This is a genomic window from Vibrio sp. 99K-1, assembly GCF_013114585.1.
Lineage (GTDB): Bacteria > Pseudomonadota > Gammaproteobacteria > Enterobacterales > Vibrionaceae > Vibrio > Vibrio chagasii_B.
The window spans coordinates 75,803-88,187 of record NZ_VTXF01000017.1 but is presented as its reverse complement, the minus strand read 5'-3'; the positions used below and the strand labels follow the sequence as shown (position 1 = coordinate 88,187).

General features: G+C 46.1%; 10 protein-coding genes and 1 other annotated feature (1 of these 11 only partly in view). Of the genes, 2 read left to right on the top strand and 8 right to left on the bottom strand.

Annotation, left to right across the window (positions count from 1 at the left end; translation table 11 throughout):
- Positions 1 to 14: 14 nt before the first annotated feature.
- A protein-coding gene (locus tag F0228_RS14580; protein ID WP_116869926.1) for an IS3 family transposase occupies positions 15 to 1,219 on the bottom strand; the annotation gives its coding sequence in 2 pieces (ribosomal slippage) (positions 15 to 832 and positions 832 to 1,219; 1,206 coding nt in all).
- 110 nt (positions 1,220 to 1,329) lie between these two features.
- Positions 1,330 to 2,649, bottom strand: coding sequence for a dicarboxylate/amino acid:cation symporter (locus tag F0228_RS14575; RefSeq protein ID WP_313956300.1), 1,320 nt, complete (start codon positions 2,647 to 2,649; stop codon positions 1,330 to 1,332).
- Positions 2,650 to 3,058: 409 nt separating this feature from the next.
- On the opposite strand from F0228_RS14575, the gene F0228_RS14570 reads away from it, so the two are divergent.
- Both F0228_RS14570 and F0228_RS14565 read left to right on the top strand, forming a co-directional pair.
- A complete protein-coding gene (locus F0228_RS14570) occupies positions 3,059 to 4,465 on the top strand; it encodes a nodulation protein NfeD (protein ID WP_171762387.1) in 1,407 nt (468 codons plus the stop codon).
- Positions 4,466 to 4,534: 69 nt separating this feature from the next.
- A complete protein-coding gene (locus F0228_RS14565) occupies positions 4,535 to 5,332 on the top strand; it encodes a slipin family protein (RefSeq protein WP_061032811.1) in 798 nt (265 codons plus the stop codon).
- Positions 5,333 to 5,415: 83 nt separating this feature from the next.
- Here the strand turns inward: F0228_RS14565 and trpA are convergent, their stop codons facing one another.
- From trpA to F0228_RS14535, 6 genes are all read right to left on the bottom strand, one after another.
- Entirely contained in the window at positions 5,416 to 6,222 is an 807-nt protein-coding gene (gene trpA / locus F0228_RS14560; protein ID WP_171762386.1) for a tryptophan synthase subunit alpha, read from the bottom strand.
- Positions 6,222 to 7,412, bottom strand: coding sequence for a tryptophan synthase subunit beta (trpB, locus tag F0228_RS14555; RefSeq protein ID WP_061032809.1), 1,191 nt, complete (start codon positions 7,410 to 7,412; stop codon positions 6,222 to 6,224). Before trpB ends, trpA begins: the two co-directional genes overlap by 1 nt.
- A gap of 142 nt (positions 7,413 to 7,554) precedes the next feature.
- Positions 7,555 to 8,994 carry a bifunctional indole-3-glycerol-phosphate synthase TrpC/phosphoribosylanthranilate isomerase TrpF gene (gene trpCF / locus F0228_RS14550; protein WP_171762385.1) on the bottom strand — a complete coding sequence of 480 codons (1,440 nt, stop codon included), beginning with the start codon at positions 8,992 to 8,994 and terminating at the stop codon, positions 7,555 to 7,557.
- Positions 8,995 to 9,019: 25 nt separating this feature from the next.
- Positions 9,020 to 10,015 (bottom strand): anthranilate phosphoribosyltransferase, encoded by a 996-nt coding sequence (gene trpD / locus F0228_RS14545; protein WP_012604340.1) that lies wholly within the window; start codon positions 10,013 to 10,015, stop codon positions 9,020 to 9,022.
- Positions 10,016 to 10,024: 9 nt separating this feature from the next.
- Positions 10,025 to 10,633 carry an aminodeoxychorismate/anthranilate synthase component II gene (locus tag F0228_RS14540; RefSeq protein ID WP_019821126.1) on the bottom strand — a complete coding sequence of 203 codons (609 nt, stop codon included), beginning with the start codon at positions 10,631 to 10,633 and terminating at the stop codon, positions 10,025 to 10,027.
- A 2-nt stretch (positions 10,634 to 10,635) separates the two neighbouring features.
- The gene (locus tag F0228_RS14535; protein ID WP_171762384.1) at positions 10,636 to 12,225 is read right to left on the bottom strand and encodes an anthranilate synthase component 1; all 1,590 of its coding nucleotides are present in this window, start codon (positions 12,223 to 12,225) and stop codon (positions 10,636 to 10,638) included.
- Positions 12,226 to 12,350: 125 nt separating this feature from the next.
- Positions 12,351 to 12,385 (bottom strand) — a sequence feature (Trp leader region); it runs 80 nt beyond the window's last position.

Below are 12,385 nucleotides of genomic sequence, written 5' to 3'. Positions count from 1 at the left end.
TGACACTTGATTGACTAAAACGCTCGATGTACTTCATCGGGCGTTTTGTATTTTAGAGCTGTGTGAGGCCTATATTCATTATAGATTTTTACTGATTCTGCGACCATTTTCTTTGCTTCATCTAAATCATTAGGCTTATTCAACAGATACTCCATCTTCAGTATTCCGTTGATCCTCTCTGCCAACGCATTCTGATAACAGTCATAGCCATCAGTCATTGAGCAAGATACACCATACTGTCGATGCAACTCTTGGTATTCAACAGAGCAGTACTGAACCCCTCGATCTGAGTGATGGACAAGCTCACCTGTATTCTTCCGCCCTTTCAACGCGTTTAAAAAGGCCTGCTTGACCGTGCGAGCTTTCATATCATCACTTATGTGATAGCCCACGATTTTTCTTGAGTAAGCGTCCGTCACTAAACTGAGATAAGCACTACCACGCCGCGTAGCTAGATAAGTAATATCGGCAACCCATAATTGCTCTGGCCCTTTCGGTATTAAGCCTTCTTTGATTCGATTTGGATGGCAGTAAAAGCGATGATTACTGTTTGTAGTTCGATGATAAGCCCTTCGATTCTGTACTAATAATCGATTCATTCTCAGCAGAGAGAATAAGCGGTCTCGCCCGATTTCAATATCGTTCTGAGCAAGTAAATGCTTGATCTTACGGGCTCCTATACGAGGGTGCATCATCCTTTGCTCTTTCACAAAACCGAGCACAGATTCATCTTTCTTTGTCTGATGAATTTCTGCAACACAGCGTTTGTAGAATGCTTGTCGTGTAATACCTATGAAGTGACAAGCTTTAGTGACGGTCAACTTTCTGACCGTTTTTTCCTTAATAACTCGGCCTTGCGCTTCTTTGAAATTCGGACTCCGAAATCTCGATCCATGACTTTTACAACCGCTTCAAAGAACTCAGCTTTGAGCTGAGTTTCTTCTAATTGCTGCTCGAGTTCTTTGATTCGTTGCTCTGGGGTTTGAGTTGAGGAAGAGTTTGACATAGTCGCTCCTAACGCTCTCGATTGTTCTATTCCTTTAGACCAATCTAGTTGACCATGTTTGCGAAGCCAAACTAAAACGGTAGAGCGACCTTGGATCCCATAACGTTCTTGAGCTTGCTTATAAGTCATTTCGCCTTTTTCAACTTGGCTTACGACTGCCAATTTAAAGGCAAGAGAATAATCTCGTTGAGTACGTCTACTTGTTGTTTTCATGACACTCTCCAATTTCATGTTGGAAATGTGTCAACCATATTTAGGACGGTACATAAAACGCAAAAAAGCCACTCATAGAGTGGCTTTTTGTTTTCCGACGTAATCGAAACTTATGCTTGTTGTTTTTGTAGCTCAGCTTCTTTCGCTTCGTCTTCAATTAGAGAGTCAACGATCACTGCACATGCTGCATCACCAGTGATGTTCAGTGCTGTACGAATCATGTCGAAGATACGGTCTAGAGCGAACAACAGAGGTAGACCTTCGATAGGGATACCAGCCGCTAGAAGAACCGCAACAACTAGGAAAGAAGGACCTGGAACACCTGCTTGGCCAACTGCGCCTAATGTCGATGTTACGATGATAGCAACGTAAGCACCCATAGATAGGTCGATGTTGAACAGCTGTGCGAAGAAGATAGCCACTAGGCCGTAGTAAATTGCGTTACCAGACATGTTGATCGTTGCACCTAGAGGTAGAACGAACGAAGCCGTAGAGTTACGTACACCAAGCTCGTTTTCTACAGTGTCCATGGTTACAGGCAGTGTAGCCATTGAAGATGCTGTTGAAAGAGCAACCGCTTGAGGCTTCTTCATTGCAACTAGGAACTTCTTAGCTGAAGTCTTAGTGAAGATTTGAATCATTAGTGGGTAAGCAACAAAGCCGAAGATTAGGATCGCAGCGATGTAAACAACAAACAGTTTGAATACAACCATTAGTGCGCCAAAACCGAATGTACCAACTGCTTCAGCCATTAGGCCAAATACGCCAAGTGGTGCGATGATCATCACTTTGTTGATCATCCAAACCATAGCATCAACAATCGCGTTTACGCCATTGATGATAGGATCACGTTTTTCTTTCGCTTGCTTAGAAAGTGCGATACCAAAGAATAAGCAGAAAACTAGGATTTGCAGAATGTTTGCTTCGTTCAATGATTGGAAAACGTTAGTAGGGATCATGCCAGTGATGGTTGCCCAAAACGTTGGTAGTTCGCCTTTCGCAGCGTACTCAGAAGAGAACATGCCTTCTACGCCAGAAACATCGATACCACGACCTGGTTCGAACACTTCACCCATTACAAGCGCTAGTGCTACAGCAAGTGCAGACGTTAGTGCAAAGTAACCTAAGGTTGTGATACCAACCTTACCAGCAGATGAGCTGTTGCCTAGGCCTGCTGCACCTGAAATTAGGGCAACCGCAACGAGAGGGATAACCAGCATCTTGATCAAGTTGATGAAGATAGCACCCAGTGGAGCGAACATTGTTGCGCTGTCACCCATCATCGCACCGACTAGGGTACCGATGAACATTGCAATAACGACTTGAACGCCAATGTTGCTTAGTAAACTCTTTTCTTTTAACACTTCCATAACCTCTGTGCTACTAAATATAAAATTCCCAGAACTACTGACCAATGTACGATGTACCATTGGATAAATATTTCGCGAAGAGTTTTACACGTATCCTTTACATTTATCAATATGAGCTGAGATGAAAGTGCGCCAAAAATTGTAGGCTTAACGTTATTTGGTGTTTTTTTATACCAAAGCAAACGTTTGCTTTGGTTTTTTCTTAGAGTGATATTTGGTTGATTTATAAAAGCGTTCTGACTGCGTGTTTTGTGAATGAATTTGGTTGTCTGATGTTGATAAACACCTATTAACATTTTCTTTTCAAGTTAGGGCTTTTTTTGAGCAGGCAGAAGGTGGTGAACTTAAGTGAGTGTGTTGTGCGAAATTTAGCCTGAACTATGCTTAAGGTATCTATTTATTACCAAGATGTTACCTCTGCGCTTTAAATAAAACGTCTATCTAGCATCTCAGTTGTAAGGAGAGGGACATGACTTTTATCTTAAAGTACTTGTTTGCATTTCTTCTGTTGTTCAGCTCTGTGTTTGCTCAGGCCGATGATGTCTGGGTTATTGAGGTGAATGGAGGTATTGGTCCTGCAACCAGTGATTACCTCACAAGAGAGATTGAACAAGCCCACAAAGAGCAAGCCAAGCTCATCATATTAAAAATGAACACGCCCGGCGGGTTAGATACGTCGATGCGTGACATCATCCGAGCCATTACTACTTCACCTGTTCCTGTCGCGACTTGGGTTGGACCTGCCGGTTCACGTGCGGCAAGTGCAGGGACTTACATTTTGCTTGCTAGCCACATCGCTTCTATGGCTCCCGGAACCAATTTGGGTGCAGCTACTCCAGTGTCACTTGGCGGAGGGAAAGCGCCAACCAATCCGTTATCTCCACAAGATGACACCAATAAAGACGACAATGCCACTGCCGATGAGCAGGGTGCACTCAAAGAAGAGAGTTCAGAGCAGGTAAAAGCGACCACCGCGATGGAGAAGAAGGTGATTAATGACGCTGCGGCTTACATTGTCAGTTTGGCGAAGCTACACAATCGAAATGAAGAGTGGGCAGAAAAAGCGGTAAGAGAAGCGGCGAGTTTGGATTCCGAGAATGCCCTTGAGCTGAATGTGATTGATTTTGTTGCCAGTGACCTGCAACAGCTGGTGGAAATGAGTAACGGTCGCACCATCATGATTAATGGCATCAATCAGGACATAGAACTTAATGACATGGCCTTTGTCGAGCGAGAACAAGATTGGCGCTTTAGTTTGCTTTCTGTGATTACGAATCCAAACGTCGCTTATATCTTAATGCTGATTGGTATTTATGGTCTGCTGCTTGAGTTTTATAACCCAGGTGTCGGGTTGCCAGGGGTGCTTGGTGGCATCTGTTTGGTGCTGGCGATGTATTCCTTACAAATGTTGCCTGTGAGCTATGCAGGTCTCGCCCTCATTTTGCTCGGTATCGCCTTGATGGTCGCCGAAGCCTTTAGTCCGAGTTTTGGTATTTTCGGCTTGGGTGGCGTAGCTGCGTTTTCACTCGGTTCCATCATGTTGATGGACACTGAAGTACCTGGCTACCAAATCGCATTACCGCTAATTATCGGGATAAGTTTGTTCTCCGTTGCCTTTATCGTCGTAACACTCTCTATGTTAGCTCGAGTAAGAAGCAAGCCTGTGACCACTGGGATGGAAGCAGTGGTCGGTGAGACAGGTAAGGTGATCAGCGGTTTTCCTGGCGCGGGTAGAGTGCTTGTTGCTGGCGAAATTTGGCAAGCCCAATGCACTAGTGAGCTGCAAGCCGGGCAGAGTATCAGAGTCACCAAGCTAACAGGGCTTTCTTTAGATGTTGAAGCTCTTCCTGATGAGACATCATCGAAAACTGGTTAGTGCTTGATGAGAGGGTTAACTCGAAGAACTTATTCATTGTTGAGTCATCGTTACCATTAGGGGGCGGTTATGTTTATACACACTATAGGTATTGTCATCGTGCTGGTTGTCTTGCTGATCGCCAGTATGTTCAGAGTACTACGCGAGTACGAGCGTGCAGTGGTCTTCTTCCTCGGGCGCTTTTATGACGTGAAAGGGCCAGGATTAATTATCATCATTCCTTTCATTCAACAAATGGTGCGAGTCGATCTACGAACCATTGTATTGGATGTTCCCACACAAGATTTGATCACCAGAGATAACGTGTCAGTGAAGGTTAACGCTGTGGTTTACTTCAGAGTGCTGGATCCTAAGATGGCGATCAATAATGTTGAGAACTATCTCGAAGCGACCAGTCAGCTTTCTCAAACCACACTGAGATCGGTTTTAGGTCAGCATGAGTTAGATGAATTGTTGTCTGAACGTGAAGAGCTCAACAGAGATCTCCAATCGATTCTTGATCAACACACCGATAACTGGGGGATCAAGATCGCCAACGTTGAGATCAAGCATGTCGATCTGGATGACAGCATGGTGCGTGCTCTGGCTAAACAAGCAGAGGCAGAACGTTCTCGTCGAGCTAAGGTAATACACGCGACTGGTGAGCTTGAAGCATCCACCAAGCTAAGGGAAGCCGCCGATGTGCTAAACAAAGCGCCTAATGCCATCCAATTGCGTTATATGCAGACATTGACCGAAGTGGCGAATGAGCGTACCACCACCATCGTATTTCCCATGCCTGTCGATTTAGTGGATAAAATCACTGATCCAATAAAAGCGACGCTAAATGAGGCTGCGATTAAGAAAGCGATGAAATCCGATGATTAGCGAGCGTTTTTAGCAGTAATAAAAAAGGCGCCACATCTGTGGCGCCTTTTGAATTTAACGTCGAGTTTAGCAGGTGCTAACCATTACTTCTGTGTTGCCGCTTTCATCGGCGCAACAAACTCAGCCAGTGTTTTAAGCATTGCTTCTGGCTGTTCAACGTTATTCTCAATGATTTTTACGACCGCTGAGCCAGAGATAGCACCGGCAGCGCCAGCTTGAATCGCTTCTTTTACCTGCTCAGGAGCCGAGATGCCGAAACCAAGCAGTGCTGGTGGCGCGTCGAACTTGTTCAAACGATCAAGTAGTGCGGTTACTGGCATGTTTGCTTTAGTCTCTGCACCCGTTACGCCAGCACGAGAAAGTAGGTAAGTGTAGCCGCCCCCTAGTTCTGAAACAGACTTGAGCGTTTCATCACTCGCTGTTGGCGGAGCAATGAAGATTGGGTGAACACCAAACTTCTTCGCTGCCGCAACAAACTCACCACTTTCGTTGGTTGGTACGTCTGCAATCAATACTGAATCGATACCAGCATTCGCACAACGCTCGTAGAAGTTCTCAATACCACGTGCGTAAACCAAGTTCGCGTACATCAGTAGGCCAATTGGTAGCTCTGGGTATTTCGCGCGGATTTGACCAATAAGATCAAAACACACATCCGGCGTTACTTTAGAATCTAACGCACGAATGTTCGCACCTTGGATTGTTGGACCATCAGCCAGTGGATCTGAGAATGGGATACCAAGTTCAAGGGCGTCAGCACCTGCTTCAACCAAAGTTTCCATGATCTTAAGAGACTGTTCAGGGTTAGGATCGCCAACCGTTACGAATGGTACAAATGCACCCTGATTCTTTTCAGCTAAGCGAGTGAATAGTGATTGATAGCGATCCATTATAGTGCTCCTTTCTCTTTAAGGATGTCGTGTACAGAGAAAATGTCTTTGTCACCACGACCAGACAAGTTAACGACTAATAGTTGTTCTTTTTCTGGTTCGTCGTGAGCCATTTTAATTGCATGAGCTAAAGCATGAGATGACTCTAGCGCTGCGAGGATACCTTCATTACGTGCGATAGATTGGAACGCTTCTAGCGCTTCATCATCGGTTACGTTTTCGTATTCAGCACGGCCAATTGCGTTCAGGTGCGCGTGTTGAGGGCCAACTGATGGGAAATCTAGCCCCGCAGATACAGAGTAAGACTCTTCTACTTGGCCGTTCTCATCTTGCATCAACGGTGCTTTCATACCAAAGAAGATACCCGTTTTACCATGTTTAAGCGGCGCGCCGTGTTGGTCGGTATCAATACCTTTACCCGCTGGCTCAACACCGATTAAGCGAACCGTTTCTTCTTCGATAAAATCAGCGAACATACCGATAGCGTTTGAACCGCCGCCAACACAAGCGATAACAGCATCAGGAAGGCGACCTTCACGAGCTAGAATTTGGTTCTTGGTTTCTTCACCAATCATGCGTTGGAAGTCACGAACGATGGTTGGGAATGGGTGAGGACCTGCAGCTGTACCTAGTAAGTAGTGTGCATCTTCATAAGTTGCAGACCAGTCACGAAGTGCTTCGTTACATGCATCTTTTAGCGTAGAAGAACCAGAATGAACAGGGATAACCTCTGCGCCCATTAGCTTCATACGGAACACGTTCGGGCTTTGACGTTCAACGTCTTTAGCACCCATGTAAACGCGACACTTAAGACCCAATAGAGCACAAGCGAGAGCCGTCGCAACACCGTGTTGACCCGCACCTGTTTCAGCGATGATTTCATTTTTGCCCATACGCTTAGCAAGTAGAGCCTGACCAAGTACCTGGTTGGTTTTGTGTGCACCACCGTGAAGTAGGTCTTCACGTTTTAGGTAAAGTTTGGTCTTTGTACCTTTAGTTAGGTTGCGAGTTAGCGTTAGTGCCGTTGGACGACCCGCGTACTCTTGAAGAAGCGTCATGAATTCACTGCGGAACTCAGGATCGGCTTGTGCATCGATAAATGCTTGTTCAAGTTGGTCTAGTGCTGGCACTAGGATCTGCGGTACGTATTGACCACCGTATTCACCGAAGTAGGCATCGAGTTTAGCCATTATCTTATTCCTTCAATTCTATTGGCGTGTCTTCACACCAAGTCTTTTAGTCTTGTTTGAGCCTCGCTAAGGCAAAGCTCACAAATATGTTTTAATTTCCGCTTTCTAGCTCTAGTGCTGATTATTGCTTTTAAAAGCCTGACTAGTAATTACGAATCTCTGCAAAAGCGCGTTGCAGTTTGTCTGCGTCTTTTTTACCTGGAGCAGATTCAACACCAGAATTTAGGTCTAACCCTAAACAGCCCAACTTAGCCGCTTGGTTAGCATTCTCTGGGTTTAGACCACCGGCCAACATGATTGCGCTTTGGTTGTTGATCAGGCTCCAATCGAACGCTTGACCGGTACCACCAGTTTGAGAACCCACTTTGGTATCTAGCAGGTGACGAGTCACGTTGCTTTCCAGTAATTCTGGTAACGCGCTCTCAGCGTCGCAAGCCACACCGTAAGCTTTCCAGATCTCAACTTTTTCAGGCAGTGATTGTCTTAGCTCATCGACATACGCTTGAGACTCATCTCCGTGCAGTTGTACAGCGAACAAACCGAGCTCAGAAACCGTGTTAGCCACATCTGCCACGCTGTGGTTTTGGAACACACCCACGTAGTTCAATGGCGCACCGCTCATCGTTAAACGAGCCGCTTCGATATCCACATGACGCTTAGACGCTTCCACGAAAATCAGACCACCGAATACCGCGCCAGCTTGATACGCTTTGGCAGCATCGTCAGGATGAGTTAAACCACACACCTTGTTTTCGCCTAGCGTTACTTTACGAACGGCCAGTTCAAGGTTCTTTTCAGCCATAAGAGAGCTACCAATTAGGAAGCCATCTGCAAATGTTGAAAGGTCACGCACTTGTTGGTGTGTGTAGATACCAGACTCTGAAATTACGACTGCATTAGGTGCTAGTTCACGCAGTAGTGGGGCTAGTTCTTTTGTACGATTCAAATCCGTCGACAGGTCACGCAGGTTACGGTTGTTAATGCCGATCACCTTAGCGTTCAGAGCGACTGCGCGATGCAACTCTTCTTCGTTGCTGACTTCAGTAAGGACACCCATGTTGAGTGAGTGAGCAACCTCAGCAAGAGCTTGGTACTCTTCGTCATTCAGCACCGATAGCATCAACAAGATAGCATCTGCCGAGTAGTGACGAGCTAAGTAAACTTGGTAGGTATCCACCATGAAGTCTTTACACAGGATTGGCTGCTTAGCGATGCTGCGAACCTTAGGTAAAAACTCAAAGTCACCTTGGAAGTATTTTTCGTCGGTCAGCACTGAAATTGCGTTAGCGTGGTTGTTGTAAACCGATGCAATGTAGTCCAGGTCGAACTCGTCACGGATCAAACCTTTTGACGGTGATGCCTTTTTACATTCAGTAATGAAAACCGTCTGTTCGCCGCTCAGTGCATCATAAAAACTGCGGTCTGCTGCGGTTAACGCTGCTTTAAATCCTTCCAGTGGCTGAGCTTGTTTACGCGCTTCAACCCATTGGTATTTATCACGAACGATTTTTGCTAATACTTCCGCCATTTCAGCTTCTTTAACTGAAACGTGGGTCGACAGTTTTTCGGTAGTCTGTGTCATGTTCTTTGTCTCAATTCGTCGTTCGTTAAGCGTGAGCAGCAAGCTTTTGTACAAGCTCGTAGGCTTTGCCAGAGTTCATCGCGTCAATGGCCTGTTGTGCGTTGGCTTTTAGGTCTTCGTGACCAAATAGGCGCATCAATAGAGCAACGTTTACGGCTACTGCGCCAACTTGGGCTTCAGTGCCTTTACCCGTCAGGATATCTGTTGTGATAGCTTTGTTTTCTTCTGGCTCCCCGCCCTTGATAGCTTCAAGCGGGTGAGTGTTCAAACCAAAGTCTGCTGGTGTCACAGTATATTCGTGAATTGCACCATCTTTAATTTCAGCAACGATGGTTTCTCCGTGAATGGCTACTTCGTCAAGTCCGCTACCGTGAACAACCGCCGCGCGCTTCATACCCATTTGCAGCATGGTTTCTGCGATAGGGCGTACAAGCTCTTTGCTGTAAACACCCATTAGCTCGATGTTAGGGCGAGCAGGGTTAATCAGTGGGCCAAGGATATTGAAGATAGTACGTGTTTTCATCGTTTGACGAACTGGCATCGCGTGACGCACGCCACCGTGGTATTGCGGAGCAAATAGGAATGCTACGCCAAGCTCATCGACAGCCGTACGCGTGTCTTCCGCCGTCATCGCTAGGTTGATGCCAAACGAATCCAGTAGGTCAGAAGAGCCTGATTTGCTCGATACACTGCGGTTACCGTGTTTCGCGACTTTTAAACCACATGCTGCAGCAACGAATGCTGAAGTCGTCGAAATATTAATGGTGTTATGACCGTCGCCACCTGTACCTACGATGTCTGCAAAATCATAATCTGGGCGTGGGAACGGGTTTGCATTAGCAAGCAGTGCTTTCGCCGCACCGGCGATTTCGTCCGGTGTCTCGCCTTTGATTTTCAGTGCAGTCAGTGCAGAAGCCATCAGGATTGGGTCTAGTTCACCCTTGATGATAACGTCGAATAACTGTTGGCTTTCTTCTTGAGTAAGAGACTGCTGTTCGTAAAGTTTATTAATCTGTTCCATGATCGTTTCCTAGTTAGCCTTTTTATCAAGAGTGTCGTTCTTCTCAAGAGCCCATTCGATAGCGTTCGCTAGAAGCGTTGCACCGTAGGTTGTCATAATTGATTCTGGGTGGAATTGGAATCCACATACTTTGTCTTGTTCTTGAACCACAGACATGACCAAACCATCGACTTCAGCGGTTACCGTTAGGCTATCTGATACATGGGTAGCAACCAGAGAGTGGTAGCGAGCAATAGCCAGTGGAGAAGGTAAGCCTTGGTAAGTCGCATGATTTTGGTGCTCCATCATCGACACCTTACCATGAATGATTTCGCCTGCGCCTGCAACGGTGCCTCCATAAGCTTCAACGATCGCTTGGTGACCTAAGCAGATACCAATCATTGGCACCTTGCCTTTTAGCAGCTGAATTAACTCAGGCATGCAGCCCGCGTCTGCTGGAGCGCCAGGACCTGGTGAAAGTAGAGCAACAGGGTTGTCTAGTTCGTTGATTGCCGCTTCCACTACCTTTGCAGAGATGTTGTTACGGTATATTTTTACGTTGTGACCCAATGAGCGGAACTGGTCTACAAGGTTGTAAGTGAACGAGTCGAAGTTATCGATGAATACAATATCAGCCATGATTACGACTCCTTCTTGTTAGAGATGGTTTTAGTATGTGCAGCTTGAATCGCTGAGATGACCGCTTGCGCTTTGCCGCGAGTTTCATCTGCTTCTGCTTGTGGATCTGAGTCGAACACTACACCTGCGCCAGCTTGCACTTGTGCCACACCATCTTCAACGTAAGCAGAACGAATTACGATACAGGTATCTAACGTGCCTTCACCTGTTAGGTAACCTACCGCACCGCCATAGCTACCACGACGCGTTTTTTCTACATCACGGATAAGCTGCATTGCACGGATTTTTGGCGCGCCTGTTAGGGTGCCCATATTCATACAAGCTTGGTAAGCGTGTAGCGCATCTAAATCTTCACGTAGCTGACCAACAACACGAGAAACCAAGTGCATGACATGGCTGTAGCGGTCTACTTTTAGCAGGTCTGCCACGTGGCGAGTGCCAGCTTCGGCAATGCGCGCAACGTCATTACGAGCTAGGTCGACAAGCATCATGTGTTCTGCGTTTTCTTTCTTGTCGGTGCGCAGTTCAAGCTCGATACGGCTGTCTAGGTCGAAATCGATTTGACCGTCAGGACGCTTACCGCGACGACGAGTACCCGCAATTGGGTAGATCTCAATTTGGTTGGTTTCAGTTTCGTATTTCAGCGCGCTTTCTGGAGAGGCACCAAACAGCGTAAATAGCTCATCTTGCATGTAGAACATGTAAGGGCTTGGGTTACTTTGTTTTAATTCTTTGTAAGCGGCTAGTGGAGCGGGACAAGGAAGCGTGAAGCGGCGTGATGGTACGACTTGGAACACATCGCCTTTTACTACGTACTCTTTTAGGTCACGAACCGTTTGACAGAAATCTTCATCAGAAACGCTTGGTACCGCTTCCACGTTGTCTAGTGGCGTCACTTCCGTGATGGCTTTGAGTGACTGACATTGTGTTTGAATGTCGGCTAAACGCTCAGTTAGTTGTGCTTTGATGCTTTCATCGTTAGTGAACAAGCTTGCATGAAGCAGGCCTTGGTTCTCTTGGTGGTCGAAACGAAGCAGGGTTTCAGCCACGTAGAATACAAAGTCAGGGCAGTTGTTGGTTGCTTCAGCATCGCCTAGCGGTTCAAAGTTCGCCACGATGTCGTAAGCGAATAGGCCAGCCATGAATAACGCGTGCTTATTATTAGCGTCTTGCTCAAAGCTGTGCTGAACCAAACGTAGTGCATCGAAAGAAGAAGCTTCTCTTAAGCGTGAGTCTTCGTCTAATTCGTTGCTCGGCTCAACAAAAGTCAGCGTCAGTAAGTTATCCGTCAAATCAGATTTAATCTCTGCTTTCACGTTTTGAGTTAGATGTTCGATAAGCGCTTGACCGTTTTGAGTCAACGCTTGAAAGGTTACTTCATGTTCGCGACAAACAATGCGAACAGCAGAGTCGATAAGGAGTAGGCTTGTCAGGTTCTGTTTAGATTCAATCTCAGCAGATTCCAACAGCAAACTGTCTGTTTTGTTTTCACACAAGGTATGGAAAACACTGGTTGGATCTTGCGAGTAAGGAACTGAAGAATTGATGACCTCAATGGTTCCCAGCTTTTTGATTTCAATGGCCTTGTTCACAAGACCTCCTTTATGATTCTTTAAATTTCCTGCCGTACATAGTCGCATAAAGATACCTTTCACCCAATCTAGAATATGGTCAATTCGATGATTTGTTAGTCAGTTGAATGTGAGATGTTCGACAAATTAAAAAGCCCGCTATGGAAGCGGGCTTAGTGAT